General features: G+C 66.9%; 26 protein-coding genes. 9 read left to right on the top strand and 17 right to left on the bottom strand.

Annotated elements, in window-relative coordinates:
- Nucleotides 1–34 precede the first annotated feature (34 nt).
- Entirely contained in the window at nucleotides 35–691 is a 657-nt protein-coding gene (locus tag ABD05_RS32080) for a hypothetical protein (protein ID WP_047904190.1), read from the top strand.
- A gap of 19 nt (nucleotides 692–710) precedes the next feature.
- On the opposite strand, the gene ABD05_RS32075 is transcribed toward ABD05_RS32080, so the two are convergent.
- The 9 genes from ABD05_RS32075 to ABD05_RS32035 form a co-directional block, all read right to left on the bottom strand.
- Nucleotides 711–1,109 (bottom strand): RidA family protein, encoded by a 399-nt coding sequence (locus tag ABD05_RS32075; RefSeq protein WP_047904189.1) that lies wholly within the window; start codon nucleotides 1,107–1,109, stop codon nucleotides 711–713.
- Nucleotides 1,110–1,198: 89 nt separating this feature from the next.
- Nucleotides 1,199–1,975, bottom strand: a complete 777-nt coding sequence (gene benD / locus ABD05_RS32070) for a benzoate diol dehydrogenase BenD (protein WP_047904188.1) — start codon at nucleotides 1,973–1,975, stop codon at nucleotides 1,199–1,201.
- Nucleotides 1,972–2,994, bottom strand: a complete 1,023-nt coding sequence (gene benC, locus ABD05_RS32065) for a benzoate 1,2-dioxygenase electron transfer component BenC (protein ID WP_047904187.1) — start codon at nucleotides 2,992–2,994, stop codon at nucleotides 1,972–1,974. The genes benD and benC overlap by 4 nt, the downstream gene beginning before the upstream one ends.
- Nucleotides 2,995–3,033: 39 nt before the next feature.
- The gene (gene benB, locus ABD05_RS32060) at nucleotides 3,034–3,522 is read right to left on the bottom strand and encodes a benzoate 1,2-dioxygenase small subunit (protein ID WP_047904186.1); all 489 of its coding nucleotides are present in this window, start codon (nucleotides 3,520–3,522) and stop codon (nucleotides 3,034–3,036) included.
- The gene (locus ABD05_RS32055) at nucleotides 3,519–4,877 is read right to left on the bottom strand and encodes a Rieske 2Fe-2S domain-containing protein (protein ID WP_047904185.1); all 1,359 of its coding nucleotides are present in this window, start codon (nucleotides 4,875–4,877) and stop codon (nucleotides 3,519–3,521) included. Before ABD05_RS32055 ends, benB begins: the two co-directional genes overlap by 4 nt.
- A gap of 114 nt (nucleotides 4,878–4,991) precedes the next feature.
- Nucleotides 4,992–5,927 (bottom strand): catechol 1,2-dioxygenase, encoded by a 936-nt coding sequence (catA, locus tag ABD05_RS32050; protein ID WP_047904184.1) that lies wholly within the window; start codon nucleotides 5,925–5,927, stop codon nucleotides 4,992–4,994.
- A gap of 51 nt (nucleotides 5,928–5,978) precedes the next feature.
- Nucleotides 5,979–7,115, bottom strand: coding sequence for a muconate/chloromuconate family cycloisomerase (locus ABD05_RS32045; protein WP_047904183.1), 1,137 nt, complete (start codon nucleotides 7,113–7,115; stop codon nucleotides 5,979–5,981).
- A 367-nt stretch (nucleotides 7,116–7,482) separates the two neighbouring features.
- Complete coding sequence (locus tag ABD05_RS32040) at nucleotides 7,483–7,920, bottom strand: hypothetical protein (RefSeq protein WP_148669192.1); 438 nt, start codon at nucleotides 7,918–7,920, stop codon at nucleotides 7,483–7,485.
- A gap of 188 nt (nucleotides 7,921–8,108) precedes the next feature.
- On the bottom strand, nucleotides 8,109–9,011 hold the full coding sequence (locus ABD05_RS32035; protein WP_047904181.1) for a LysR family transcriptional regulator: 903 nt from the start codon (nucleotides 9,009–9,011) through the stop codon (nucleotides 8,109–8,111).
- Between the two features lie 158 nt (nucleotides 9,012–9,169).
- Between ABD05_RS32035 and ABD05_RS32030 the strand changes: the two genes are divergently transcribed.
- Complete coding sequence (locus tag ABD05_RS32030) at nucleotides 9,170–9,946, top strand: SDR family NAD(P)-dependent oxidoreductase (protein ID WP_047904180.1); 777 nt, start codon at nucleotides 9,170–9,172, stop codon at nucleotides 9,944–9,946.
- A gap of 140 nt (nucleotides 9,947–10,086) precedes the next feature.
- On the opposite strand, the gene ABD05_RS32025 is transcribed toward ABD05_RS32030, so the two are convergent.
- Nucleotides 10,087–11,295 (bottom strand): sugar transporter, encoded by a 1,209-nt coding sequence (locus ABD05_RS32025; RefSeq protein WP_047904179.1) that lies wholly within the window; start codon nucleotides 11,293–11,295, stop codon nucleotides 10,087–10,089.
- Between the two features lie 212 nt (nucleotides 11,296–11,507).
- On the opposite strand from ABD05_RS32025, the gene ABD05_RS32020 reads away from it, so the two are divergent.
- On the top strand, nucleotides 11,508–12,182 hold the full coding sequence (locus ABD05_RS32020; RefSeq protein WP_047904178.1) for an HAD family hydrolase: 675 nt from the start codon (nucleotides 11,508–11,510) through the stop codon (nucleotides 12,180–12,182).
- Between the two features lie 57 nt (nucleotides 12,183–12,239).
- Here ABD05_RS32020 and ABD05_RS32015 read toward each other — a convergent pair whose 3' ends face one another.
- Both ABD05_RS32015 and ABD05_RS32010 read right to left on the bottom strand, forming a co-directional pair.
- On the bottom strand, nucleotides 12,240–12,617 hold the full coding sequence (locus ABD05_RS32015) for a DUF5594 family protein (protein WP_047904177.1): 378 nt from the start codon (nucleotides 12,615–12,617) through the stop codon (nucleotides 12,240–12,242).
- Between the two features lie 37 nt (nucleotides 12,618–12,654).
- Nucleotides 12,655–14,187, bottom strand: coding sequence for an FAD-dependent oxidoreductase (locus ABD05_RS32010; RefSeq protein WP_047904176.1), 1,533 nt, complete (start codon nucleotides 14,185–14,187; stop codon nucleotides 12,655–12,657).
- 241 nt (nucleotides 14,188–14,428) lie between these two features.
- On the opposite strand from ABD05_RS32010, the gene ABD05_RS32005 reads away from it, so the two are divergent.
- Entirely contained in the window at nucleotides 14,429–15,589 is a 1,161-nt protein-coding gene (locus ABD05_RS32005; protein ID WP_047904175.1) for an NAD-dependent formate dehydrogenase, read from the top strand.
- Nucleotides 15,590–15,679: 90 nt separating this feature from the next.
- On the opposite strand, the gene ABD05_RS32000 is transcribed toward ABD05_RS32005, so the two are convergent.
- The 5 genes from ABD05_RS32000 to ABD05_RS31980 form a co-directional block, all read right to left on the bottom strand.
- The gene (locus ABD05_RS32000) at nucleotides 15,680–15,928 is read right to left on the bottom strand and encodes a hypothetical protein (RefSeq protein WP_047904174.1); all 249 of its coding nucleotides are present in this window, start codon (nucleotides 15,926–15,928) and stop codon (nucleotides 15,680–15,682) included.
- A 32-nt stretch (nucleotides 15,929–15,960) separates the two neighbouring features.
- Nucleotides 15,961–16,416, bottom strand: a complete 456-nt coding sequence (locus ABD05_RS31995) for a DUF1269 domain-containing protein (protein WP_047904173.1) — start codon at nucleotides 16,414–16,416, stop codon at nucleotides 15,961–15,963.
- 105 nt (nucleotides 16,417–16,521) lie between these two features.
- Complete coding sequence (locus ABD05_RS31990; protein ID WP_047904172.1) at nucleotides 16,522–16,719, bottom strand: hypothetical protein; 198 nt, start codon at nucleotides 16,717–16,719, stop codon at nucleotides 16,522–16,524.
- Nucleotides 16,720–16,761: 42 nt separating this feature from the next.
- Nucleotides 16,762–17,211 carry a phosphate-starvation-inducible protein PsiE gene (locus ABD05_RS31985; protein WP_047904171.1) on the bottom strand — a complete coding sequence of 150 codons (450 nt, stop codon included), beginning with the start codon at nucleotides 17,209–17,211 and terminating at the stop codon, nucleotides 16,762–16,764.
- Nucleotides 17,208–17,576, bottom strand: coding sequence for a LysR family transcriptional regulator (locus ABD05_RS31980; RefSeq protein WP_082146310.1), 369 nt, complete (start codon nucleotides 17,574–17,576; stop codon nucleotides 17,208–17,210). The genes ABD05_RS31985 and ABD05_RS31980 overlap by 4 nt, the downstream gene beginning before the upstream one ends.
- Before the next feature lie 375 nt (nucleotides 17,577–17,951).
- On the opposite strand from ABD05_RS31980, the gene ABD05_RS31975 reads away from it, so the two are divergent.
- The 5 genes from ABD05_RS31975 (at nucleotide 17,952) to ABD05_RS31955 (ending at nucleotide 26,089) form a co-directional block, all read left to right on the top strand.
- Nucleotides 17,952–19,019 carry a Dyp-type peroxidase gene (locus ABD05_RS31975; RefSeq protein WP_047904170.1) on the top strand — a complete coding sequence of 356 codons (1,068 nt, stop codon included), beginning with the start codon at nucleotides 17,952–17,954 and terminating at the stop codon, nucleotides 19,017–19,019.
- Nucleotides 19,012–19,827: a family 1 encapsulin nanocompartment shell protein gene (locus ABD05_RS31970; protein WP_047904169.1), complete on the top strand. Its 816-nt coding sequence runs from the start codon at nucleotides 19,012–19,014 to the stop codon at nucleotides 19,825–19,827. The genes ABD05_RS31975 and ABD05_RS31970 overlap by 8 nt, the downstream gene beginning before the upstream one ends.
- Before the next feature lie 105 nt (nucleotides 19,828–19,932).
- On the top strand, nucleotides 19,933–20,202 hold the full coding sequence (locus ABD05_RS31965; protein WP_047904658.1) for a hypothetical protein: 270 nt from the start codon (nucleotides 19,933–19,935) through the stop codon (nucleotides 20,200–20,202).
- A gap of 636 nt (nucleotides 20,203–20,838) precedes the next feature.
- Nucleotides 20,839–23,685 (top strand): ATP-dependent Clp protease ATP-binding subunit, encoded by a 2,847-nt coding sequence (locus tag ABD05_RS31960; protein ID WP_047904168.1) that lies wholly within the window; start codon nucleotides 20,839–20,841, stop codon nucleotides 23,683–23,685.
- Nucleotides 23,686–23,809: 124 nt separating this feature from the next.
- Nucleotides 23,810–26,089: an FdhF/YdeP family oxidoreductase gene (locus ABD05_RS31955; RefSeq protein ID WP_047904167.1), complete on the top strand. Its 2,280-nt coding sequence runs from the start codon at nucleotides 23,810–23,812 to the stop codon at nucleotides 26,087–26,089.
- Nucleotide 26,090 lies beyond the last annotated feature (1 nt).

The following is a 26,090-nucleotide window of genomic DNA, read 5'->3' as shown; positions in this document are numbered from 1 at the left end:
CCGACCCGTTCGATCCCGTTGCAGGAAGTTTGCCATGACGGCGGCGCTGCTGTTGGCGCTGGTCCCGTCCGTCAGCCGTGCGGAAGCCGGCGAGCTGGGCGGTATCGCGATGGCAGCGTTCACGGGTGCGTCAGCCTTCTGGGTCGTGATGACCCTGCTGGTGTTCCTGCTGCTCCTTCGTCGAATGCCGATGCCGAAGCGGGTCGCGTGTACCGCGCTGTTCTTCTTCCTGCCCGTCCTGTTGTGCGGCGCCGAGCTACTCAGGGAATACGCGCTCGACGGCTACCACGACCGGGAAGAGGTCACGATCAGGTCTCAGGAGGTGCTCGGGGTGACTTTCCCGCCCGGCAGCCACGCCGTCTACAACGGCGATGGCGGATTTTTCGGCTGGGGTACAAAGCGCACGCTGCAGTCGATTCACAGCCCGCGCCCTGTCCTGCTCGGCAACGTCCCGATCGACGGACTGATCTTCATCCCCGAAAATTGTTGCGACCGGGCCCGGGCAGAAGTGAGCGCAGGTACGGTCATCGACGGCTGGCCCTGCGGCAATACGAATTTCGACCTCACGCCGGCCGGGCCCGCGCTGAGATCGTGTTTTCTGGCCGCACCGGTTACGTGGCACGGAAAGCAGTGGCCGGCAGGGTCGTTTGTCGACATCCCCGCACCGCTCACGCCGGAGGACGCGAAGTAGCGTTCGACGGCGAACCGGATCAGTCGGGCAGCACCGCCACCGCCTTGATCTCGATGATATAACCCGGCGACCCGCCCAGCATGTGCGCGCCGACCGCCGTCCACGCCGGCTTCGGATGCGCATCGAGGTAGCGGTCGCGAACCTGCATGAACAGCGGCAGGTCGCGCATGTCGGTATGGAACGTCGTCAGGTCGACCACGTCGTTGAACGATGCGCCGGCCGCCTCCAGCACGCGCTTCAGGTTCTCGAACGCCTGCACGATCTGCGCTTCGCGGCCTTCGACCAGTTGCAGCGCCGCGTCGCGGCCGATCTGGCCGGACACGTAAAGCGTATCGCCCACCTTCAGGCCCGGCGCATAGCCGATTTTTTCGTACACCGCTTCCATTCCCGCCGGAACGATGGCTTTGCGATCACGCATGGATGTCTCCGTGGCCGGCGTCTCGGCGCCGGCCGGCTAGTTGGTTATCGATGAATACATGCAAGGCAAGCGGCTTCACCGCGCGCCGCTCAACCCGTATCGCCGCCCGCGACCGGCAGCACCGTGCCGGTGATGTAGCTTGCCTCGTCGGAGGCCAGGAACAGGATCGGCGCGATCTGCTCGTCGAGGCTGCCGTAGCGCTTGAAGAATGTCGAATCGGTCACCTGCCGCACGGCTTCGCTCATCCACGCCTGCTCCTGCTCGCTGTCGCCGGCCGCATTGCGCGGCACGCGGCGCGGCGGCGCACTGGTGCCGCCCGGCGCGGTCGCGACGACGCGGATGTTGTGCTCCGCGTATTCCATCGCGAGCGCCTGCGTCAGCGCGTTGACACCGCCTTTCGCCGCCGAATACGGCACGCGGCGGATACCGCGCGTCGCGTTCGACGAGATGTTGACGATCGTGCCGCCGCCGCGCGCGAGCAGGTGCGGCAGCACCGCGTGACAGGTATAGAGCGTCGGCATCAGCGAGCGGCGGATCTCCGCGTCGATCTGTGCCGGCTCGAATTCGGCGAACGGGCGCATGCGAATCGCGCCGCCGACACCGTTGATCAGGATGTCGATGCCGCCGAACGTCTGCACCGCGCAGTCAATCGCCGCGTGCGCGCCGTCGTAGGTTTCGAGATCCGCGACGAATCCGGCCGTCTCGCCACCCGTCGCTTCGGCCGCCACCTCGGCGACGAAATCCGCGCGATCGACGAACAGCACCTTGCCGCCTTCGGCTGCCGCGCGCAGCGCGACGCCGCGGCCGATGCCCTGCGCCGCGCCGGTGACGACGACGACCTTGCCGGAGAATCGTTGCATGGTCATGCCGCCTTTGCCGTGACGTTGGGGGTGAATTTCTCGTAGTGGAAGCTGTTCGGCTTCACGCCTTCGTCGTCGAAGTACTTGCGCACCGCGTCGACCATCGGCGGCGGCCCGCACAGATACACGTCGACGTCGCCGTCGTTCAGCGCATCGGCCGGGATGTGCTGCGTGACCCAGCCCTTGCGCGGATGGCTCGATTGAGCGTCCGCGACGACGGTCGCGAAGCTGAAGTTCGGCAGTTTGGCCGCGCAGGCTTCGATCGCGTCGACCAGCACGAGATCGAGATCGCGCGTCACGCCGTAGATCAGGTGCACCTTCTGCTGCGAACCGGTGCGCGCCAGCACCTCGAGCATCGACAGGAACGGCGCAAGGCCCGTGCCGCCCGCGAGGAGCAGCAGCGGACGCTGCACGTCGCGCAGGTAGAAGCTGCCAAGCGGCCCGTGCAGTTCCAGCTTGTCGCCCGGCTGCGCCGACTCGAGCCACGTGCTCATCACGCCGCCGGGAATCTTCTTGATCAGGAAACTGACCTTCGCATCGGCCGGCGCTGACGAGAAGGAATACGAACGGTGCTGGCCGCTCGCGGGCACATCGATGTTCACGTACTGACCCGGCAGGAACACCGGCGCGGACTCGCCGACGGCGAGTTCGAGCACGACGGCCGCATCGTTGTGCTGCTCGACCTTCGTCACCGTCGCGGCGAACCCGCCCTGGCCGGTCTTGCACGCGACCGACGACGTCGGCACCGCGATCACGCAATCGCCTTGCGGCACCATCTGGCAGGTCAGCACGAGGCCGCTGTCCTTTTCGTCTTCGGTGAGCGCGTCGTCGATGTAGTCGTCGCCGAGGTCGTAGCTGCCGCTTTCGGCGCGGCACTTGCAGGTGCCGCACACGCCGTCGGAACAGTCCATCGGCAGGTTGATCTTCGCGCGGAAGGCCGCGTCGAGGACTTTCTCGCCGGCCTTGCAGTCGATGAAGCGGGTCACCCCGTCCTCGAAATTCAGTGCAATCTTGTAGCTGGACATGGCATCACCTCCACTTCCCTTCATGACAAAACAACGGCGTCAGACGTGATAGACGTCGAGCACCTGCCGGATGTAGTCGTTCTTCAGCACGATCTTCTTGTACGAGATCAGCCACTCGCCGCCCGCCTTGCGCAACGTGACGAACATCGTGCCGAAGAAGTGATCGGTCACGCGGTAACGATGGTTCAGCGTGTGAAAGTTGTAGCGCACGTCCACTTCGTTCTCGCGTTCGGCCAGCACCTCGACGTTCGTCACGTTGTGGCTGGTGCGCGGCTCGGGCGTCGACGCGCCGCTGCGCTCGGTCTTGATCCGGAACACGCGATCCTCGAGGCCGCCGCGATCCGGGTAGTACATCAGCGAGATCTGGCTCTGGTGGTCGTCGGTCGGCCGATCGTCGTCGTCCCACGCGGGCATCCAGTACGTGACGTCTTCCGTGTAGCAGGTCAGCCACTCGTCCCACTGGTGATCGTCGAGCAGGCGCGCTTCGCGATACAGCGCCGCGCAGACAGTCCGGTAATCGAAGTTCATGCCGCCACCTCCCCGCGTTCCTTCTTCAGCGCATCGCGCATCACCTGCACCCAGTGTTCGTGCTGGCACACGAACAGCCCTTCGTCCTCGCTGCGCTCGCCCGAAATGCGCGGGTTCAGCCCCATCTTCCTCGCGTTCTCGTCCGGGCCGTCGACCCACAGCGGCGCACCGCGCGACAGGTCGTTCCACATCGCCGTGATACCCGCGTAGCCTGCCTGGCATGCGCGGAACTCCTCGAGATCGTCGGCGGTGCCCATGCCCGTCACGTTGAAGAAATCCTCGTACTGGCGAATGCGGAGCGTGCGGTCGGCTTCGCTCTCGCCCTTCGGCGCGAAACAGAAAATGGTGACTTCGGTCCTGTCGACGCCGAGCGGCCGCACGACGCGAATCTGCGTGCTGAACTGGTCCATCAGGAACACGTTCGGGTACACGCACAGGTTGCGCGTCTGGTTGACGATGAAATCGGCCTGCACGTCGCCGACACGCGCCTTGATCTCTTCACGGTGCTGGTACACGGGCCGCACTTCCGGGTTCATCGTTTTCGTCCATAGCAGGATGTGGCCGTTGTCGAACCCGTACACGCCGGCGACCGACTTGCTCCAGCTGTTCGCGTCGACGGCCTTGGTGCCGTCTTCCTTGCGGCGGCCCATCGTCGCCGCGTAGTTCCAGTGCACGGTGCTGACGTGGTAGCCGTCGCAACCGTTCTCCATCTGCATCTTCCAGTTGCCTTCGTAGATGTAGGACGAGTTGCCGCGCAGCACTTCGAGCCCGTTCGGCGCCTGGTCGACGATCTGGTCGATGATCACGCGCGTTTCGCCGAGGTAGTCCTCGAGCGGCAGCACGTCGGCGCTGAGGCTGCCGAACAGGAAGCCGCGATAGTTCGCGAAGCGCGCGACCTTCTTCAGGTCGTGCGACCCGTTCGTGTTGAACTGCACCGGATACTCGGTCGTCTTCTCGTCCTTCACCTTCAGCAGCTTGCCGGTGTTCGAGAACGTCCAGCCGTGGAACGGGCACGTGAAGCTGCCCTTGTTGCCGTGCTTGCGGCGGCACAGCATCGCGCCCTTGTGGGCGCATGCATTGATCACCGCGTGCAGCTCGCCGGTCTTGTCGCGCGTGATGACCACCGGCTGGCGGCCGATCCACGTCGTGTAGTAGTCGTTGTTGTCCGGGATCTGGCTTTCGTGCGCCAGGTACACCCAGTTGCTCTCGAAGATGTGCTTCATCTCGAGCTCGTACAGTTCCGCGTTGGTGAAGATGTCGCGGCGGCAGCGGAATACGCCGGCCGCCTTGTCATCCTGCACGGCGGTGGCGAGCAGGTGATCCAGTTCGTTGGCTTGGTCGAGGGTGGCGGACATGCTGGCTCCTCCCATGCGCGTGCCGCGTCCTGCAACGCACGCTCGCATCGGTATCGGTTGAATCTCGGGGGAACCCGGCCGGCGGCGGCGCATCCGCGCCGCGCCGTCGGGCGGTTACGCCGTCGCGGCTGCGCGCAGGCGGTGGACGATCTGGTTGTCCTGGCCCTGTACCAGCGGCGTCAGCACGAAGTTGAACTCGATGTCCTGGTACGCATCGGCCTTCATGCCGAGCGCCGTGCCACCGGTCTTGCCGACCACCGGCGGGATCAGTTCCTCGCGCGTCGCATACGCGAAGTCATCCCAGATCAGCGGATCGCCGTCGATGTTGAACTGCGTCGTCAGCTTGCGGTGGTCGTTGCTGTCGACGAAGAAGTGCACGTGCGCCGGGCGGTTGCCGTGGCGGCCGAGGCCGTTCAGCAGTTGCTGGGTCGCGCCCTGCGGCGGGCAGCCGTAGCCGACCGGCATCAGCGTGCGGAATTCGTACTTGCCGTCGGCGCCCGTCTTCACCGCGCCGCGCAGGTTGAACTCGGTCTGCGCGCCGGTCGGGTCGAAGTGCGAGTAGAAGCCTTTCGAGTTCGCGTGCCAGCATTCGACCACCGCGCCCGCGACCGGCTTGCCGTCGAGGCCGGTCACCGTGCCGTGGATCACGAGCGGGCCCGCGCCGTCGTCCGCGTCGAGGTCGATCTTCGATACGCCGTCGCGCACCGGCGCGCCCGCCACATACAGCGGCCCTTCGATCGTGCGCGGCGTGCCGCCGTCGAGGCCGACCGCCTTGTCCTCGGCGTCCATCCGGATGTCGAGATACTTCTCGAGGCCGAGGCCGGCCGCGAGCAGCGCTGCTTCGCCATCCTGACCGAGCTTGTTCAGGTAGTTGACGCCGGCCCACACTTCGTCGGGCGTGATGTCGAGATCGTCGATCGCCTTGAACAGGTCGCCGAGCAGGCGCAGCACGACCTGCTGCGTACGCGCGTTGCCGCCGCTCCCGCCGGCATTCGACGCGGCCTTCAGCAGATCCTGCACTTCCCGGGTATCGAAAACTTTGACGCTCATGATGATGTCTCCACGTGGTTTTAGGGGAATGACGGCTTTGCGTGACTCGGGTTACCGCGCGACTTTCGTCAGCCCGTCGCGGGTGAAACGCCTGACCTTGTCCTCGTCGAGTTCGATGCCGAGACCGGGGCCGTCCGGCACGGTCAGTTCGAACTCGCTGTAATCCAGCGGCTGCGTCAGGATCTCTTCGGTGATCAGCAGCGGCCCGAACAGTTCGGTGCCCCACTGCAGGTTCGCGAAACTCGCGAACAGGTGCGCGGAGGCAACCGTGCCGAACGCGCCTTCGAGCATCGTGCCGCCGTACAGCTCGATGCCGGCCGCGTCCGCGATCGCGGCCACGCGTTGTGCCGCGAAGAGCCCGCCGCTCTGTTCGATCTTGATCGCGAACACGTCCGCGCCGTGATGCTTCGCGATGTCGAACGCGCTGTCGGGGCCCTGCAGGATTTCGTCGGCCATCAGCGCGACCGGGAAACGGCGCATCAGGCGCGCGAGCGCCGCGGCCGACGCGACCGGCTGCTCGACCAGTTCGCAGCCGGCATCGGCCAGCGCCGGAATCGCGCGCACGGCCTGCGTTTCGCTCCACGCCATGTTCACGTCGACGCGCACCGACGCGCGATCGCCGACGGCCTTCTTGATCTCGGCCACGTGCCGGATATCCGCTTCCGGCGCCTTCGCGCCGATCTTCAGCTTGAACACATTGTGGCGGCGCAGGTCGAGCATCCGTTCGGCTTCGGCGATGTCGGTGGCCGTGTCGCCGGAAGCGAGCGTCCATGCGACCGGCAGGCGGTCGCGCCGGCGGCCGCCGAGCAGTTCGCTGACCGGCACGCCGAGCCGCTTGCCGTGCGCGTCGAGCAGCGCGGTTTCGAGCGCGCTCTTCGCGAAGTGGTTGACCTTCGCGAGCTTGCCGACGAATGCCATCAGCGCCTGGATGCGCGTCGCGTCCTTGCCGACGATCGCCGGTGCGAGGTAAGTGTCGATCGCGAGCTTCATCGCCTCGGGGCTTTCGGGGCCGTAGGCCATGCCCGCGATCGTGGTGCCTTCGCCGATGCCCGTCACGCCGTCGCTGCAGAACACCTGCACGAGCATCAGCGTCTGGCCGTGCATCGTCGCGACCGACAGCTTGTGCGGGCGGATCGTCGGCAGGTCGACGAGACGGGTTTCGATGCGTTCGACGGTGGCGGAGGACATGGGGCGCGCTGCTTGTGGGGAGTTCATGGGACGGATTTATACGCGCCGGGCAAATGCACCGTCCAATACTTTTGGCCTCGGATTTTCATACCTGACAGGTATTGAAATTCGGAAATATACGCGAATCACTGCGGTGCACCATACCTATATTGGCTGGTTATCGGTGCACGGCGCCTTGCTGGAGCGGGATGAGAACGGGTGCGGGATACGGCGGTTCGCGCGTTGCGCTGCGGCCGCTTGCAGACGGGTAGCGACCGCGGAAATCAGCGGTCGTCGCGGTAAACCAAGGGTTTTCCTGAGGGGAAAGCGGGCCGGACGGCAGCGGCACGACGGGCCGCTGCTTCATCCGGCATGCGTGAATGGCCGGTCAGCGGCCAGCCGCTGCGACCGACGCCTGCCATTGCGCGGCCACGCCGGCGTAATCCCTGACCTTGAAAGCCGAGCCGTCCTGGACATGGACCCAGCCCAGCGTCCGGTCGGCCAGCGGCTTGTCGTGCTCGTCCGTCGCGATCTTGACGATCGCATGCGCACGGATATGCACGAGACCCTCCGGATAGTCGGACGACGGGTTCGCCAGCGTCACCGTCACGAACGGGCCGAGGTCCTGCAGAAGTTGAGCGGCCGGCGGAAGGTCGGCCATCAGCAAACTGCCGCCCTTGACGCGATCGTCCACGCGGATGGCCATGCTGTCCGGCCGCCGGTGCGCGGCGGTCGGCAGCGACATCCAGAGCACGTGATCCGGGTTCACATAAACGACATCGGGATCGCCCATCGCGTCGCGCGTTTCAATCCGGGGTATCGGCATGCAGGGTCTCCAGTCGATCGTCGGGCACCGGGCGCCGGTGCGTCGGCCCCATGATGACGCCGCAATATGTCGGCTTTCCACGTGCCCTCCGACGCGGGGCGGCGAACCTCGTCAGGTCCCCATCCGGAGCATGGCGCGGCAACCTTTACCGGCCGGTCGGTGGCGCCGACTCAACCTGGCGCCACCGGCTATCCTCGCCACGTTGCCTGCGCCAGCTTCGCCACCAGTTCGTCGTACACCACCCGGATACGACGGGGTATCGGGCCACGCCGCGGCCGATAGACGTGCAACTTCCACGGTTCGGGTTCGAGGCTGGACAGCAACCGCACCAGGCGCCCCTTCTTGATGTATTGCCGGACGAGATATTCCGAGCACTGGCCGAATCCCAACCCCGCGCACACGGCCTCGATCTCCGCCTCGGCATCGTCCGTCAGATAGACCGGCGACACCGGCTTGAATTGTTGCTCCCCGCGAAAAATCCACGGCCACGCCCGGCCACTCGCGCGGTCGATCAGGCACGTCACCGGCATCGATTCGAGTGCCTTGAGGTTTTTCGGCTCACCCAGCCGTTTGATCAGCGACGGTGCGCCAACGACCCACATCGGCAGCGGCCCGACCATTCGCGCGACAAAGCGGTTGTCTCCGATCGCCCCGACCCGCACGCCGATGTCGATCTGTTCGTCGACCACCGGCGAAGGCACATCCGACAGCCTCAGGTCAGGCACGAGACCCGGATACCGCTGCACGAGATCGGTCAGGATCGGCTGGACGTAAAAACGCCCCATGCCTGACGGGGCCGTGATCCTGACGATGCCGACCGGTTCATCGGGCTGACCGTTCGCGGGCCCGAACAGCCCGTCGACGGCAGAAAGCGCCGCCTGCGCTTCAAGCGCAAACGACTGCCCGAAGGCCGTAATCCGGATACTCCGGGTCGTCCGGTGGAACAGGGTTTCGCCCAGCATCTCTTCGAGTTCGCGCACCGCGCGCGTGACGACCTGCGGCGACACGCCGAGACGCGCCGCCGCCTCGCGGAACGTGGGCGCCGCGGCCGCCGCGGAAAAGATCTTCAGGATGTCGAGCCGGTTGAGCATGAGGAACCCCTTTGACGCTCGCGAAGAAGCGATTTTAATTCCTGCGACAGGAATTCTGAATGCGCCATTGTTCCATTTTTTCTCGACCGACGAACGACCACAATAAGCACCAGACGTCGTTTCGACGTGGATGGTCAACCACTCTGGAGCATCTCATCATGAACGCAAGCACACATCCGGCTCAACTCGAGGGCCGCATCGCACTGGTGACGGGTGCCAGTTCCGGCATTGGCCGCGCATCTGCGATCGAACTCGCCCGTCGCGGCGCAAAGGTCGTCGTCTCCGCGCGGCGCAAGACCGAACTCGATCGACTGGTCGACGAAATCACGACCGCCGGCGGCGAAGCGAAGGCCTTCGTCGCGGACGTCGCGAGCGAAGACGATCTCCGCAAGCTCTTCGACTTCACGGTATCGACCTACGGACGCCTCGACATCGCGTTCAACAATGCCGGCACGGAAGGTGTGTTCGCGCCACTGCTCGAGCAGGATGCCGAACGCTTCGACATGGTGTTCGAACCGAATGTGCGCGGCGTGTTCAATTCGATGAAGTACGCGGCCGAAATCATGCTGCGCCAGGGTTCGGGCAGCATCATCAACAATGCATCGATGGGCGGGCTCATCGGCTTCGAGAATGCGTCGGTCTATATCGCGAGCAAGCACGCGGTGATCGGGATGACGAAGACGGCTTCGATCGAGTGGTTCAAACGAGGCGTGCGCGTCAACGCACTGTGCCCCGGGCTGATCGAAACGCCGTTCCATCACCGCGGCATCTGGCCGTCGGACGATGCACGGCAGGGCTTTGCCGCAGCGACACCGGCAGGACGGTGGGGATCCGCCGAGGAAATGGCGACGATCGTCGCGTTCCTCGCATCGGACGATTCCAGCTATGTGTCGGGGCATGCGCTCGTGGCCGACGGCGGCTATTCGATTGCATGACGCCTGAAGCGCGATCCGGAATGTCGTGGCCGTTCATCGTTGCGTAACCGGACTGACAGCGCGCACTGACTGCGCGCTGCCGGTTCGCGCATCCGGGTTCGTCGTACGGGAAGCGAAGGCCTCGGTTCGTACCGCCGTCACTACATACCGGTGGCCGCTGTCGGCTGCACCACCGCCCGTTTCGCGTGCAGGCGCAACGCAAGCCATGCGATCCCGACCGCGAACGCACCGACCACGCCGCCGAAGGTGCCGACCCACGGCAGCCCGAAGTCGCCCGCGATATGGTTGCCGAGCAGCGCGCCAGCGCCGATGCCGACGTTGTACAGGCCCGAGAAGATCGACACGGCCAGGTCGGTCCCCTCCGGCGCCAGCTTCAGCACCCACGCCTGCATCGCGAGGCCGAAACAGACGATCGCCCCGCCCCAGACCAGCGTATGCACGGATAGCGTGACGATGTTCAGCGCGCACGGGAACAGGATCAGCAGGCAGCCCGACAACGCGACGATCGACGCCAGCAGGAACTTGTCCGGCTGGTGCGGATAGACGCGGTTGAAGCAGATCGCGGCCGGCATGCCGGCGATGCCGAACAGGATCAGCACATAGGTGATCCGGCTGTTGCTCGCGTGGTTCACGCTCTGGACGAAGGGTTCGATGTACGTGTACGACGTGAAGTGCGCGGACACGACGAGCACGGTGATCGCGTACAGCGCCACCAGCGCCGGCTTGCGCAGAAAGACGCCGATGCTGCTGACGGAGCCCGCGCCCTGGCTCGGGAGTTCGGGTAACGTCGCGCGCAGCAGCAACAGCGCGATGCCCGCCGCGCCCGCGATGATCAGGAACGTGACGCGCCAGCCGAACGCCTCGCCGATCACGCGCCCGAGCGGAATGCCGGCGACCATCGCGATCGACGTACCCATCGCCAGCATGCTGAGCGCGCGGCTTTTCCGGTCGCTCGGCGCGAGCCGCACGGCCAGCGGGACGGAAATCGACCAGAACACCGCGTGCGCGCACGCAATGCCCAGCCGCCCGACCATCAGCACCGCGAAATTCCACGCGACACCGGTCACGATGTGGCTGACGATGAACACCACCAGCGCCCAGACCAGCAGCCTGCGGCGCTCGACATGACGCGTGACCAGCGTCAGCGGCAGCGATACGACGGCGACGGCCCACGCATAGATCGTCAGCATCAGGCCGACGTCGGTCGGCTGCATGTGCAGGCTGTCGCCGATCGCGCTGAGCAGCGCGACGGGCACGAACTCGGTGGTATTGAAGATGAAGGCAGTGAGTGCCAGGGCCAATACGCCCCACCACGCATGCTGGGAACTGACGGCATCCGGTGTTGCCATACCTGGAATCGACGAGACGAGGGTTGGGGGCGCGTACGGCGCGGAAAGCCCGGCCCGGCGCATCGCCGCGATTGTACCAGCGGCGCTTGACTCATCGCGGCACGGCACGGCGCGGAAACGGGACATGCTCATGACATGGCCGTGCGCCGATAATGTGTCGACAGGATTTTCACCGACGATTCGCCCGAACCCGATCGGGCCAGGAGATTCACATGCGCATTGAAACGTCTTTTCTGTTCGATCTCGACGGCACGCTCGTCGACAGCGTCTATCAGCACGTGCTCGCGTGGAAGGAAGCGCTCGATGCCGAGGGCATCGAACTGTCGGTATGGCGCATCCACCGCAAGATCGGGATGAGCGGCGGCCTCTTCCTGAACCAGCTGCTGCGCGAGACGGCGGGCGACATCGACGCCGAGCGCGTCGAACGGCTCGCCCGGCTGCATGCGGCCGCGTACCAGCGGCTGCGCGCGCAGGTTCGTCCGCTGCCGGGCGCACGCGAACTGCTCGCCGCGCTGTCGAGCGCGGGCATCCGCTGGGCGATCGCCACCAGCGGGCGGATGGAAACGGCCGCCATCAATCTCGAGGCGCTCGGCGTCGATCCGGCAAAGAACGTCGTCGTCACGCGCGACCAGGTGAAATATGCGAAACCGGACCCCGACCTGTTCCTGACCGCGGCCGCGCAACTGAACGTGCCGATCGAACACACGGTGGTCGTCGGCGACAGCATCTGGGACATGCTCGCCGCCAGCCGCTGCCGCGCGCTCGGCGTCGGGCTGCTGTCGGGCGGCTACGGCAGCGACGAACTGGAACGCGCGGGCGCGCTGCGCGTGTACGACGATCCGGCGGATCTGCTGTGGCATCTCGACGAGATTGCGGCGCGGCCCTGAATCGTCCGGATCACAGGGATCGCCGTCCACCCATCACGTGCGAACGGCACGGCGCGATCACGCATCGAAATCCAGATCGCCGATCAGGATCTCGCGGTCGCGCTGGGTCCGCGTGCTGAAGTCGACCGGCAATTCCATCTGCCATCGTTCGATCGTGACGGGCAGCGCCGCGAGATAACGGTCGAAGCGGCCGCGGTCGCGCTCGGCCAGCAGATCGTCGATCGCATCGTCGCGCCACGCGAGCCGCGCATTCAACGGGTTCGGCAAACCGACGGTCGACGTGAGGCCGATCACGTCGACGCAGGTCGGGCTGCCCTGCCCGTCGTGCGGCACGACATCGACCTTCACTTCGCCAGGCCGGTACAGGTCGAGCACACGCGCCGCGATGCGCGGCGCGAACTCGGTTTCGAAACGTGCACGGACGTCGGGATTCATTGTTCCTCCTGGTTCGAATCATGTCGCCGGGCCGCTGTCACGCGGCGGCAATCTGCCCCTCGAATGCCGCTTCCGCGTTGAGGCTGACGAGATCGCGGCCGATCGTCGCGACCGCGAGCCGCGTGTCGCCGCGCCAGTACGCGATCGAACAGTCGTGCGCGCCGAGGTCGCCGTCGATCTCGACGCGATCCCATCGCTCCGCATGCCCGACATAGTTGACCGTCATGTCGTAATGCTGGCTCCAGAAGAACGGCACCGCGTCGAACGGCCGCTGCTGCCCGAGCATGTTGCGCGCCGCGACGATGCCCTGCCGCTCGGCGACGACCCAGTGCTCGACGCGAATGCGCTCACCCGTCAGCGGATCGGGCCAGCGTGCGATGTCGCCGGCCGCGTAGATGTCGGGTGCACTCGTCTGCAGGAAACGGTCGACCGTCACGCCGCGCTCGACGGCAAGACCCGCGTCCTGCGCGAGCGCGACGTTCGGACGGACGCCGATGCCGACCACCACGACATCGGCCGGCAGCACGTCGCCGGTCGACAGCGTCACGCTGTCCGCTGCGATCTGCGCAGGCGTCGCGCCGAGATGGAACACGACGCCATGCGATTCGTGCAGCGCCTTGATCGTGCCGCCGAGCGCTTCGCCGAGCACGCGCGCCATCGGTTGCGCGTCGGGCTCGACGACATGCACGTCGAGCCCGCGCGTGCGCAATGCAGCGGCCACTTCGAGCCCGATGAAGCTCGCGCCGATCACGACGCAACGGCGCGCCGTTTTCAGCTTGCCGATCAGCGCATCGCAGTCGGCACGCGAGCGGAGCACGCATACGTGCGGCAAGTCGGCACCGGGCACGGTCAACCGGTTCGGTTCGGCGCCCGTTGCAAGCAGCAGCGCGCCGTATTCGACGCGGCTGCCGTCCGCCAGCTCGACCGCATGCTGCGCGGGATCGATCCGTGCGACACGCGTGTCACATCGCACGTCGATTTGATGCTCGCTGTAGAACGACGGCGCGCGCAGCGGCAGCCAGTCGGCGTCGGCCGTGCCCGCGAGATAGTCCTTCGACAGATTCGGCCGGTCGTACGGCGGATCGCGGTCGGCACTCAACAGCGTGACTGGATTCGGATAGCCTTCCTGCCGCAGCGTCACGGCGGCTGCGATCGCCGCGGCGCCGCCGCCGACGATCACCACCGATGCAGGCAACCCGGCCGCATTCAGCGCAGGCGGTGCGGCGGCCGGCCGCGCATCGAGCACGACGGCGCGACCGTCGCGGCGTTCGACGCGCCAGCACGGCAGCCCGTCGAGCGCCGGCGCACGCAGCATGGCGCCGGTGCGCAGGCAGAACGCCGCGTGGTGCCACGGGCAGCGGATCGTGTCGCCGACCAGCAGGCCGTCGGCCAGCGGCGCGCCGTAGTGCGTGCAGTGCGCACCCACGGCAAACAGTTCGTCGGCGCGACGCACGAGCAGCACCGCTGCGTCGCCGACATGGCCCTCGATCATCGCGCCGTCGGCGAGATCGTCGAGCGCGATGCCCTGCGCGAGATCGGGGGGTGAAGACGAGGAGTCGCTTCCGGACATGACGTCGCTCCCGCAAAGTCAGGTAACGATCCCATTATCGGCGTCCCTCATGAAAAGAACAGGCACAGACGCCCCGCAGCGCACGCAAACATCGACTGTAGCTTGTACGCGATCCATGACCGGCGTAGAACGTCAGCAACGTTGCGGCGCAACACGCCGGCCGCAGCGCGTCCGGACTTCCGCGCGGCCCGCGCAATCCGCATGCCGCCCCGCCTTCATTCCGTCACCAGGAGCGCTTCCGATGGCCACCGTCCTGTGCGTGCTCTACCCCGATCCCGTCGACGGCTATCCGCCGCGCTACGTGCGCGACGCGATTCCGGTCATCACGCAATACGCCGACGGACAAACCGCGCCGACGCCGGCCGGCCCCCTCGGCTTCCGGCCCGGCGAACTCGTCGGCTCGGTGTCCGGCGCGCTCGGGTTGCGCGGCTATCTGGAGGCGCACGGTCACACGCTGATCGTGACGAGCGACAAGGACGGCCCCGACTCCGAGTTCGAGCGCCGGCTGCCCGACGCGGACGTGGTGATCTCGCAGCCGTTCTGGCCCGCGTACCTGACGGCCGAACGGATCGCCCGCGCGCCGAAGCTGAAGCTCGCGCTGACGGCCGGCATCGGCTCGGATCACGTCGATCTCGACGCCGCGGCGCGCGCACGCATCACCGTCGCCGAAGTCACCGGCTCGAACAGCATCAGCGTCGCCGAGCACGTGGTAATGACGACGCTCGCGCTGGTGCGCAACTACCTGCCGTCGCATGCGGTCGCGCAGCAAGGCGGCTGGAACATCGCCGATTGCGTGTCGCGCAGCTACGACGTCGAAGGCATGCATTTCGGCACGGTCGGCGCGGGGCGCATCGGCCTCGCGGTGCTGCGCCGGCTGAAGCCGTTCGGGCTGCATCTGCACTACACGCAGCGGCACCGGCTCGACGCCCCGATCGAGAAGGAACTCGCGCTCACGTATCACGCCGATGCCGCGTCGCTCGCAGGTGCCGTCGATATCGTGAACCTGCAGATTCCGCTGTACCCGTCGACCGAGCACCTGTTCGACGCGGCGATGATCGCGCGGATGAAGCGCGGCGCATACCTGGTCAACACCGCGCGTGCGAAGCTGGTCGACCGCGACGCGGTCGTGCGTGCCGTGACGTCCGGGCATCTCGCGGGCTACGGCGGCGACGTGTGGTTTCCGCAGCCGGCGCCGGCCGACCATCCGTGGCGCACGATGCCGTTCAACGGGATGACGCCGCACATCTCGGGCACGTCGCTGTCCGCTCAGGCGCGTTATGCGGCCGGCACGCTGGAAATCCTGCAATGCTGGTTCGACGGCAAGCCGATCCGGAACGAATACCTGATCGTCGACGGCGGCACGCTCGCGGGAACGGGTGCGCAATCGTATCGGCTGACCTGACGCGATGCGAAGCTCGGTTGCATGCCGTTGCAAGCGGCCGTGCACTCGCACGGCTGCCGAGCGCGCTGCGCTGTGCGAGCCCGCGTGCGCTCAAGCGTCGTCGACGTTGTCCGCGTAGTGGTCGATCGCAACCTTGCACTCGTCGAACACCACCGTCAGCTGCTCGACGTCGTTCGACTCGACCCACTTGCGGATCTGCAGGAAGTAGCCGGTGCCGAGATCGGCGATGCGGGCCGGATCGGCGGTCGTCACGTCGACGGTCGCGATCGCGCGGTTGCCGGGCAGCGGCGACAGCGTCGCCGCGATGTCGAAGCGACGGTACGATTGATCGATGCGCATGCTGTTCTCCGGAAGCGGTAGGAAGGCGGCGCTCAGCCGAGCGACTGGCGGAAGACCTTGCCGCCGAATCCCGTCACGACGTTGTCGACCGAGAACGGCGTGGCTTCCTTCGCCTCGAGAATGATCGCGACGCTGCCGGGCACGAGCCGCGCGGCCACCGTCTCGACGAACGTGCCGTCGAGCAGCGCGTTGCCGGCCGCTTCCGCGAGAATGCCGGCGCCCGCGCCGGCCGCCATGCCGGTGATCACGCCGAGCGGCCCGGCGAGCATGCCGAGCAGGCCGCCCGCGATCGCGCCGATCACGCCGCCCTTGAACGGCCGCGATTCGGCGTCGAGCACCGCGAGCTTGCCGGACGCGTCCTTTTCGACGACGACGCCGTTCTCGATGTGGAATCCTTCATTCTTCTCCGACAGCGCGTCGAAATCGTTCGCGGCGTGGCGGGCCGTGTCGACGCTGCCGAACACGGCGACGATCAGTTGCTTGGTCATTCGACACCTCTCTCGTGTAGATGGACATACGCGGCTGCCGCACATCGCACGGCACGACGGTCCGGGACCACGCACGCGCGGTGCGCGGGCACCCCGGTGTTCAATTCAGATGCCTGTTGCCGCTTCACGTGCCCGGGCCGCATCGACATACGCTTGCGCGGCCGCCAGCTGCATCGCGACGACGGACTGCGCACGTGTGCGCGCCGTATCGGCGTCACGCACGTCGCGCGCCAGCCGGTAGGCATCCGACGACGCTTGCTGCAATTCGATCGCCTGCTTCGTTTCGACGGAATGCGTGCTCATCCTGCCCCTCCCTGTAGAGATAGGGTGCATATCGTTCGCGCGTCACCGGCCCACATGCGCGTCCTCTTCGACATCGTCGACATCGGCCGGGAAACGATGCTGACCGAAACTCAGGATCAGCACGCCCACCGCGAGCAGCACGATACCGAAGGTCGTCATCAGCATCCGCTCGGGGCTATCCGTCGCGCCGCGCAGGATCAGGTCGCGCGCGAGCGACGTCATCGCAATGAACAGAGGAAACCGCACCGGCAGCCGGCCGAGCCGCAGGTAGCGCACGTTCATCGCGAGCACTTCCAGATACAGGAACATCAGCAGCAGGTCGGTCAGCGACACCTCGCCCGCGAGCACGACCTTCCACGCTTCCTGCGTCATCGCAAACGCGGTCGCGAGCCCGATCACGACCAGCCCGGCCAGTTCGGCCGCGTGAAGGAAATGGCCGAAACGGCGACGGATGCGCTCGGACGGCGAACAGGAAACGGTAGACGTATTCAAGGTGACTGTCGGTGTGACGATGGATGAGCGGTGCCGGGCGGCACGAAATCGGCGCAAAGCGCACTGCGATGCGCGGCATCGAGCGCATCCGGCACCGGCTTGCGAGCCGCACCGGCCACGCCGGTCGCCTGCTCGACCGCGGACAACGTCCGGCGGCAGCACACGTGGAACGCGACGCCCGCGTCGGTACATGCCACGTCGTCGTGCTCGCGGCACAGCAGCAGCCGGCAGCCGAGATACCGTTCGAGGCAGTCGATCCGCTCGCTCACCTGCGCGTCGCCGAGCTTCAGTTCGGACGCGGCGCCGGACAGGCCGCCATGCTCGACCACCGCGACATAAACACGCATCGCTTCCAGCAGGTTCATGGTGACGCTCCTCGTCGGCGGCGCAGCGGGACCTAATCTACTGCACGCTGCACGCACGCTCAAGAGCACAGCGCCGCGCATGCCAGGAGTACAGCTGCGCGGGCCACGCGCAAAATCCGGCCCCGTTTGACGCATTCGAATGACAGATTGGCGATACCAGTGCAAAGCCCCGCCGAAGCTGCTAGATTGCATGCTCGACGACGTTACGCGGTGCGCGCAGGTCACGCGCCGGGCGGCCGGCCGCTGCTGCTGCGGCCCGTTGCGCGATGCGCGCGCAACGTCCTTCATCCGCATGTCACAAAGAGAACAGTCGCATGACACAGTTCAACCGTTCGCCTTCGCGCGCCGCGGCAGCCGCGGCCCGTCCGTTCCGACATGACTGACCGGCAGGCCGCGATGCAGACACCTCCCCCACTCTCCCAGGCCGTTCACAGCACGATCACGCGCAGCGCGATCTTCCTCGTGGCGACGATCAATCCCGGTGCCGATCACGCCGACACGATCCGTTCATGGTGCGGCGACATCGCCGCGCTCGTGCGCTCGGTCGGCAAGCGCGTGCCGGGCGGCAACCTGACCTGCGTGTGCGGCTTCGGCGCCGACGCGTGGGATACGCTGTTCGGCGACCCGCGCCCCGCGTCGCTGCATCCGTTCCGCGAATTCGGCGCCGGGCAGCGCGTCGCGGTCGCGACGCCGGGCGACATCCTGCTGCACATCCGCGCCGAAGCGATGGACCTGTGCTTCGAACTCGCGACGCAACTGCTCGGCGCGCTCGGCAGCGCAGTCACGGTCGTCGACGAGGTGCACGGCTTCCGCAATTTCGACCAGCGCGCGATGATCGGCTTCGTCGACGGCACCGAGAACCCCGAAGGCCGCGAGGCGGTCGACTTCACGGTGATCGGCGATGAAGACGCGGAATTTGCCGGCGGCAGCTACGTGATCGTGCAGAAGTACCTGCACGACATGGCCGGCTGGAACGCGCTCGCGGTCGAGACGCAGGAGCGCATCATCGGCCGCACCAAGCTGTCCGACATCGAGCTCGCGCCGGACGTGAAGCCGTCGTGTTCGCACAGCTCGCTGACCACGCTCGACGAGAACGGCCAGGAAGTGAAGATCCTGCGCGACAACATGCCGTTCGGGCGCCCGGGCGCCGGTGAATTCGGCACCTATTTCATCGGCTATGCGCGCTCGCCGGCGCCGATCGAGCAAATGCTCGAGAACATGTTCGTCGGCCGCCCGCCCGGCAACTACGACCGCCTGCTCGACTACAGCCGCGCGGTCACCGGCTCGCTGTTCTTCGTACCGTCGACCGACCTGCTCGAAGCGCTCGCCGATCGCGCGGCGCCGGCCGCCGACGCCGTGCAACCGGAATCCTCGTCGTCCGCGCCGCAGCGCGACGGCTCGCTGAAAATCGGCTCGCTGAAAGGAACCCAAGCCTATGAATAACCTGCACCGCGAACTCGCCCCGATCTCGTCGTCCGCCTGGGAACAAATCGAGGAGGAAGTGGCGCGCACCTTCAAACGATCGGTGGCCGGCCGCCGCGTCGTCGACGTCGACGGCCCCGAAGGCCCCGAGCTGTCGGCCGTCGGCACCGGGCACCTGGTGGAGGTCAGCGCGCCGCGCGAGCACGTGAACGCGCGGCTGCGCGAGGTCCGCACGATCGTCGAGCTGACGGTGCCGTTCGAGTTGAGCCGCGATGCGATCGACAGCGTCGAGCGCGGCGCGCGCGATGCCGACTGGCAACCGGCGAAGGAGGCCGCGCAGCGGCTCGCGTTCGCCGAGGACAACGCGATTTTCGACGGCTACCCGGCGGCCGGCATCGTCGGCATTCGCGAAGGCACGTCGAACCGCAAGCTCACGCTGCCGGCGGACGTCAGCGCGTACCCGGACGCGATCAGCGACGCGCTCGAAGCGCTGCGGCTTGCGGGCGTCGACGGCCCGTACTCGGTGGTGCTCGGCTCGGACGCGTATACCGCGCTCAGCGAGGCGCGCGACCAGGGTTATCCGGTCCTCGGCCACATCAAGCGGATCGTCAGCGGCGAGATCATCTGGGCGCCGGCGCTCAGCGGCGGCTGCGTGCTGTCGATGCGCGGCGGCGATTACGCGTTGCACCTCGGGGAAGACGTATCGATCGGCTACACGAGCCATACCGACAAGGCCGTCCGCCTGTACCTGCGCGAGACGTTCACGTTCCTGATGCTGACGAGCGAAGCATCGGTGGCCGTGGCGCCGCAGGGCAATCCGGCGGCCTGACAGCAGTTGCCTGCGCGCGCTGCCCGCCCGGGCGTCGCGCGCGACCTGCCGCGCTGCCGGCCGCATGTTCGTCGCCGATCGAACCCATCTTGCATGGAGATTGTCATGAGCGATACGAATGATGCACTGCAGACACTGCAAGCGTCGGTCGACAGCCTGAAGAAGACGGTCGACGCGAACGCGGGCAGCGAGGCCGGCGACACCGCCGTGTTGTTTACCGTCGTGTCGCTGATGCTGGCTGAGTTGCCGCCCGACACGCGCAACCTGATCGAGGATTCGTTCTCCGTCTGGGCCAATGGTCTGCCGAATGCGGCACTCGCAACAGACGTGAAGCAGATCGCCCGGCAGCGGCTCGCGATGAAACTGTCCGACTGATCGCGGTTCGCCACGGTTGGCGCCATGTCCGGCCCGTACCGTGCAACCCGACCTCTCCCTTGGCCGCCACGCGCGCATCGGCTGCGGTGCGCGCGTGGCCGGCCATGACCGGTTCGCGCACGCCACCGGCGCGCGCGCTCGCACTGCGGCACTTCTGCCGCGCTGGTCTACCCGCATCACCGTCCGTTTGCCGGCAACCGGCGCCCTGCGCGCCGATGTCGCACCGCGCTCCGTTCTCGTTCCGCTCCTCCCTGCCTCCAGTCACCGCACGCGGCGCATGCCGCGCATGCCCGTGCCGCCGCGTGCGCGCCCGTCTGTACTCCTTGCCCCTCGTGCGCGCGCGCATGTGAGGGTGCAATTCGCGGTCGGTCCGATGTGGAACTGTGTCTTGGATGGCCCCCGCCGATTCGCTATTTTGAACGCAGTCGAAGCGATGCCGTGGGCTCCTCGCAGCACTCGCGCTTCCCGCCCCGACCGCGACCGTGTGATACGCCGGCGCGCGCTGCGCGACAGCGCGGGCGCCGCACGCGCACCGCCGCGCCGCACGTCGCATGTTCGCGGTCGGGACGTGCGAGCGCCGCATCGCATCGGGACTTCACCCTTCGATCCACCTTCACCGACAGGAGCCAGACCACCATGCCCGCACTTTGCGATATCTGCCACGCCCGGCCGGCCGTCGCGCGCGCAACCGTGATGCAGGACGGCGAGCGCAAGACGATCTCGATTTGCGATTACCACTTCCGTCAGCTGATGCGGCATCAGAGCATGCTGAACCCGTTCGATTCGCTGCTGGGCGGCGGCGGCTCGTCGTCGCTGTTCGGCGAGCTCGGTGACGAATCGCCGCTCGCCGCCGAGGTGCCGCGCGAATCGGTCGACCCGACCGACGCGTTCAGCGAACAGACGCTCGAACTGCTGCAGCGCGCGGCCGAGAAGGCGCACGAGCTGCGCCGCAGCGAACTCGACTCCGAACACCTGCTCTACGCGCTCGCGGACACCGACGTGTGCGCCGCGCTGCTGAAGGAACTGAAGCTGTCGCCGCAGGACATCAAGTCGTATATCGACGAGCATGCGCACACCGGCACGGCCGCCCCCGATGCGCCGCTCGACAAGCTGTCGATCTCGCCGCGCGTGAAGAAAGCCGTGCAATACGCGTTCCAGGCGTCGCGCGATCTCGGCCACTCGTATATCGGCCCCGAGCACCTGCTGATCGGGCTCGCATCGGTGCCGGACAGCATCGCCGGCACGCTGCTGAAGAAATACGGCGTGACGCCCGAGGCGCTGCGCCAGAAGGTCGTGAAGGTGGTCGGCAAGGGCGCCGAGGATGGCCGCGTCGATGCACCGACCGGCACGCCGAACCTCGACAAGTTCGGCCGCGACCTCACCGCGATCGCGCGCCAGGGCAAGCTCGACCCGGTGCTCGGCCGCGCGCAGGAAATCGAGAGCACGATCGAAGTGCTCGCGCGCCGCAAGAAGAACAACCCGGTGCTGATCGGCGAGCCGGGCGTCGGCAAGACGGCGATCGTCGAAGGGCTCGCGCAGCGGATCGTCAACGGCGACGTGCCCGAGGTGCTGCGCAACAAGCGGCTCGTCGAGGTCAACATCAACTCGATGGTGGCCGGCGCCAAGTATCGCGGCGAATTCGAGGAGCGCGCGAAGCAGCTGATCGACGAAGTCACCGCGAAGCAGGACGAACTGATCCTGTTCATCGACGAGCTGCATACGATCGTCGGCGCGGGCCAGGGCGGCGGCGAAGGCGGCCTCGACATCGCGAACGTGCTGAAGCCCGCGCTCGCGCGCGGCGAGCTGAGCCTGATCGGCGCGACGACGCTCAACGAATACCAGAAGTACATCGAGAAGGACGCCGCGCTCGAACGGCGCTTCCAGCCGGTGTTCGTGCCGGAGCCGAGCGTCGAGCAGACGATCGTGATCCTGCGCGGGCTGCGCGACAGCCTCGAGGCGCACCACCAGGTGACGTTCGCCGACGACGCGTTCGTCGCGGCTGCGGAATTCGCCGACCGCTACATCACGTCGCGCTTCCTGCCCGACAAGGCGATCGACCTGATCGACCAGGCCGCCGCGCGCGTGCGGATCGGCGCGACGTCGCGCCCGGTCGACATCCAGGAAGGCGAAGCGCAGATCGCGCAACTGAAGCGCGAGCAGGACTACGCGACGTCGCGCAAGCGCTTCGACGAAGCGAAGCAGTTCGAGGAGCAGATCAACGCGAAGCAGAAGGCGGTCGACGAAAAGATGGAGGCGTGGCAGCGCAAGACCGGTTCCGAAACGCTCGAGGTGACGGTCGAATCGGTCGCCGAGGTCGTGTCGCGGCTGACCGGCATCCCCGTGTCCGAACTCACGCAGGAAGAGCGCCAGAAGCTGCTGAAGATGGAGGAGCAGTTGCGCGAGCGCGTGGTCGGCCAGAGCGACGCGGTGGTGGCCGTCAGCGATGCCGTGCGGCTGTCGCGCGCGGGGCTCGGCCAGACGCACCGGCCGATCGCGACGTTCCTGTTCCTCGGGCCGACGGGCGTCGGCAAGACCGAGCTCGCGAAGGCACTGGCCGAGACCGTGTTCGGCGACGAGCAGGCGATCATCCGCATCGACATGTCCGAGTACATGGAACGGCACGCGGTCGCGCGGCTGATCGGCGCGCCGCCCGGCTACGTCGGCTACGACGAAGGCGGCCAGCTCACCGAGCGCGTGCGGCGCCGCCCGTACAGCGTGATCCTGCTCGACGAGATCGAGAAGGCGCACCCGGACGTCTACAACGTGCTGCTGCAGGTGTTCGACGACGGCCGCCTGACCGATGGCAAGGGCCGCGTGGTCGACTTCAGCAACACGATCATCATCGCGACGAGCAACCTCGGCGCCGCGATCATCATGGACAACCTGACGCAGCCGGAAGCCGCGCGCAAGACCGACAAGGCGATCCGCGACGAGCTGATGCAGGTGCTGAAGGGCCATTTCCGCCCCGAGTTCCTGAACCGGATCGACGAGGTGATCGTCTTCCACGCGCTGTCGAAGGAGAACATCCGCGCGATCGTGCAGATTCAGCTCGACCGCGTGGTGCGCACGGCCGCAGCGCAGGACATCACGCTCGTGATGGGCGATGCGCTCGTCGAGCACCTGACCGAAGCCGGCTACCAGCCCGAGTTCGGCGCGCGCGAGCTGAAGCGCCAGATCCGCCAGACCATCGAGACCAAGCTCGCGAAGGAGATCCTCGCCGACCGGCTGAAATCGGGCGACCGCGTCGAGGTCGACTACGACAAGGACAGCGACGAAGTGAAGTTCGACAAGCTCGCCGCGCCTGAAGCGAAGGACACGAAGGACGCGAAGAAAGACGCCGACGGCAAGGCGAAACCGAACGGCAACGCGGCCGCCAACGCATCCGGCGAAGCGAAGGACGGCGCTGCGCCTGCCGACGTGCCGCCGCCCACCGCGAAATCTTCGGCCAAGAAGTCGTCCGGCGCGAAGAAGGACGCGCACTGAAACCCCGCCTGCCCTGTACCCCGGGGCACGCATGACCTGCTCCGTCCGACGGACGGAGCCGCACCACGCCGCGACACGGCGCAACCCGAGCCGCCCGCACCGGGCCCGGCTCTTGGAGATTCTCATGACAAATCGACGCGAAGTGCCAGGCATCAGGAAGTACGATGGGCCCGCCGGCGGTTGGGGCGCGCTTCGCGCGACAGCCGAGGCCGTTCGCACGCAGATGGAAACCATCGAGGCGCCGATCGTGCTGATGCGGACCAACCAGCCCGACGGTTTCGACTGCCCCGGCTGCGCATGGCCCGACAAGGAACACAAGTCGACGTTCCAGTTCTGCGAGAACGGCGCGAAGGCCGTCACGTGGGAAGCGACGACCAAGCGCGTGACGCCCGAGTTCTTCGCGGCGAACACGGTGTCGTCGCTGCTGCGCATGTCGGACTACGAACTGGAGAACATGGGCCGGCTCACGCATCCGCTCGTCTACGATCGCGCGACCGACACGTTCCGCGCGATCGAATGGGACGACGCGTTCGCGCGCATCGGCGACGTGCTGCGCGCGCTGCCGCCCGAGCAGGTCGAGTTCTACACGTCGGGCCGCGCGTCGAACGAAGCCGCGTACCTGTACCAGTTGTTCGCACGCGAACTCGGCACCAACAACTTCCCCGACTGCTCGAACATGTGCCACGAGCCGACCAGCGTCGGCCTGCCGCAATCGATCGGCATCGGCAAGGGCACCGTGTCGCTGGAGGATTTCGACCACTGCGAGCTGATCATCTCGATCGGCCACAACCCGGGCACGAACCACCCGCGGATGATGGGCACGCTGCACGAATGCTCGCGGCGCAACGTGCCGATCATCGTGTTCAATCCGCTGCGCGAGCGCGCGCTCGAACGCTTCGCGGATCCGCAGGACATGATCGAGATGGCGTCGTTCGGCTCGACGCGGATCGCGTCGACGTACTACCAGCTCGACGCGGGCGGCGACGCAGCCGCGCTGAAGGGCATCATGAAGGCGCTGCTGCAGCTCGAAGCCGAGCGCGGCGACGTGCTCGACCGCGACTTCATCGCGCAGCACACCAACGGCTTCGACGCGTTCTCGGCCGACCTGCAGGTCACGTCGTGGGACGACATCGAGCGCGCGAGCGGCCTCAGCCAGGCGCAGCTCGAACAGGTCGCACTCGCCTACGCGAAGTCGAACGCGACGATCGTCACGTACGGGATGGGCGTCACGCAGCACAACAAGGGCACCGCAACCGTACGCCTGATCGCCGACCTGCTGCTGATGCGCGGCAACATCGGCAAGCCCGGCGCCGGCGTGTGCCCGCTGCGCGGCCATTCGAACGTACAGGGCAACCGCACGGTCGGCATCACCGAGAAGCCGTCGGCCGAGTTCCTGAAGAAGATCGAGGATGTGTGCGGCTTCACGCCGCCCGCGCATCACGGGCATGACGCCGTGCAGGCGATGCAGGCGATGGTCGACGGCAGCGCGAAGGCGCTGCTGTGCCTCGGCGGCAACTTCGCGGTCGCGCTGCCCGATCCCGAGCTGTCGTTCCCGGCAATGGCGAAGCTCGACCTGAGCGTGCACCTCGGCACGAAGCTGAACCGCTCGCACCTGCTGGTCGGGAAGGAAACCTTCATCCTGCCCGTGCTCGGCCGCACCGAGCTCGACATGCAGGCGAGCGGCCGGCAATCGATCACCGTCGAGGATTCGATGTCGATGGTCCACGCGTCGGCCGGCAAGCTCAAGCCGGCGTCCGACCAGTTGCGCTCGGAGCCCGCGATCGTCGCGGGGATCGCGCATGCGACGCTGCCGAACAGCAAGGTCGCGTGGCTCGACCTGATCGCCGACTACGACCGCATCCGCGACCTGATCGACCGCACGGTGTCCGGCTTCGAGGCGTTCAACGAGCGCATCCGCACGCCGGGCGGCTTCCGGCTGCCGCTGCCGCCCACCGAGCGCGTGTGGCCCACGGCGACCGGCAAGGCGATGTTCTCGGTGTACAAGGGCGTCGCGGAAGACGCGGAAGTGCTCGGCGGCGAGCATGTGCTGCGGCTGATCACGCTGCGCAGCCACGACCAGTACAACACGACGATCTACGGGCTCGACGACCGCTATCGCGGCGTGTTCGGGCGGCGCGACGTGCTGTTCATGAACCCGGCGGATCTCGCGAAGTACGGGCTCGAACACGGCGACCTCGTCGACATCGAAACGATCACCGCGTCGGGCCGGACGCTGCGTCTCGAGAAGATCACCGCGATCGAGTACGACATCGCGCCGGGTTCGGTCGGCGCGTACTACCCGGAAGCGAACGTGCTCGTGCCGCTCGACTACATCGACAAGGAAAGCGGCACGCCGTCGTACAAGTCGGTGCCGGTGCGCGTCGAGCGATCGGCGGTCGCGTGAT

The sequence above is a fragment of the Burkholderia pyrrocinia genome (genome assembly GCF_001028665.1).
Lineage (GTDB): Bacteria > Pseudomonadota > Gammaproteobacteria > Burkholderiales > Burkholderiaceae > Burkholderia > Burkholderia pyrrocinia.
This window is presented reverse-complemented; position numbering and strand designations above follow the sequence as displayed.

Excerpts from the sequence above, each read along its gene's own strand:
- ABD05_RS31970 (WP_047904169.1), top strand. The coding sequence starts at position 19,012 with ATGAATAACCTGCACCGCGAACTCGCCCCGATCTCGTCGTCCGCCTGG.
- ABD05_RS31980 (WP_082146310.1), bottom strand. The coding sequence starts at position 17,576 with ATGAACCTGCTGGAAGCGATGCGTGTTTATGTCGCGGTGGTCGAGCAT.
- ABD05_RS31965 (WP_047904658.1), top strand. The coding sequence starts at position 19,933 with ATGAGCGATACGAATGATGCACTGCAGACACTGCAAGCGTCGGTCGAC.
- ABD05_RS32015 (WP_047904177.1), bottom strand. The coding sequence starts at position 12,617 with ATGAATCCCGACGTCCGTGCACGTTTCGAAACCGAGTTCGCGCCGCGC.
- ABD05_RS31955 (WP_047904167.1), top strand. The coding sequence starts at position 23,810 with ATGACAAATCGACGCGAAGTGCCAGGCATCAGGAAGTACGATGGGCCC.
- ABD05_RS32000 (WP_047904174.1), bottom strand. The coding sequence starts at position 15,928 with ATGCGCATCGATCAATCGTACCGTCGCTTCGACATCGCGGCGACGCTG.
- ABD05_RS32040 (WP_148669192.1), bottom strand. The coding sequence starts at position 7,920 with ATGCCGATACCCCGGATTGAAACGCGCGACGCGATGGGCGATCCCGAT.
- ABD05_RS32025 (WP_047904179.1), bottom strand. The coding sequence starts at position 11,295 with ATGGCAACACCGGATGCCGTCAGTTCCCAGCATGCGTGGTGGGGCGTA.
- ABD05_RS32010 (WP_047904176.1), bottom strand. The coding sequence starts at position 14,187 with ATGTCCGGAAGCGACTCCTCGTCTTCACCCCCCGATCTCGCGCAGGGC.
- catA (WP_047904184.1), bottom strand. The coding sequence starts at position 5,927 with ATGAGCGTCAAAGTTTTCGATACCCGGGAAGTGCAGGATCTGCTGAAG.
- benD (WP_047904188.1), bottom strand. The coding sequence starts at position 1,975 with ATGACCATGCAACGATTCTCCGGCAAGGTCGTCGTCGTCACCGGCGCG.
- ABD05_RS32080 (WP_047904190.1), top strand. The coding sequence starts at position 35 with ATGACGGCGGCGCTGCTGTTGGCGCTGGTCCCGTCCGTCAGCCGTGCG.
- ABD05_RS32045 (WP_047904183.1), bottom strand. The coding sequence starts at position 7,115 with ATGTCCTCCGCCACCGTCGAACGCATCGAAACCCGTCTCGTCGACCTG.
- ABD05_RS31990 (WP_047904172.1), bottom strand. The coding sequence starts at position 16,719 with ATGAGCACGCATTCCGTCGAAACGAAGCAGGCGATCGAATTGCAGCAA.
- ABD05_RS32055 (WP_047904185.1), bottom strand. The coding sequence starts at position 4,877 with ATGTCCGCCACCCTCGACCAAGCCAACGAACTGGATCACCTGCTCGCC.
- ABD05_RS32030 (WP_047904180.1), top strand. The coding sequence starts at position 9,170 with ATGAACGCAAGCACACATCCGGCTCAACTCGAGGGCCGCATCGCACTG.
- ABD05_RS31960 (WP_047904168.1), top strand. The coding sequence starts at position 20,839 with ATGCCCGCACTTTGCGATATCTGCCACGCCCGGCCGGCCGTCGCGCGC.
- benB (WP_047904186.1), bottom strand. The coding sequence starts at position 3,522 with ATGAACTTCGATTACCGGACTGTCTGCGCGGCGCTGTATCGCGAAGCG.
- ABD05_RS31975 (WP_047904170.1), top strand. The coding sequence starts at position 17,952 with ATGACTGACCGGCAGGCCGCGATGCAGACACCTCCCCCACTCTCCCAG.
- ABD05_RS32035 (WP_047904181.1), bottom strand. The coding sequence starts at position 9,011 with ATGCTCAACCGGCTCGACATCCTGAAGATCTTTTCCGCGGCGGCCGCG.
- ABD05_RS32005 (WP_047904175.1), top strand. The coding sequence starts at position 14,429 with ATGGCCACCGTCCTGTGCGTGCTCTACCCCGATCCCGTCGACGGCTAT.
- ABD05_RS32075 (WP_047904189.1), bottom strand. The coding sequence starts at position 1,109 with ATGCGTGATCGCAAAGCCATCGTTCCGGCGGGAATGGAAGCGGTGTAC.
- benC (WP_047904187.1), bottom strand. The coding sequence starts at position 2,994 with ATGTCCAGCTACAAGATTGCACTGAATTTCGAGGACGGGGTGACCCGC.
- ABD05_RS31995 (WP_047904173.1), bottom strand. The coding sequence starts at position 16,416 with ATGACCAAGCAACTGATCGTCGCCGTGTTCGGCAGCGTCGACACGGCC.
- ABD05_RS32020 (WP_047904178.1), top strand. The coding sequence starts at position 11,508 with ATGCGCATTGAAACGTCTTTTCTGTTCGATCTCGACGGCACGCTCGTC.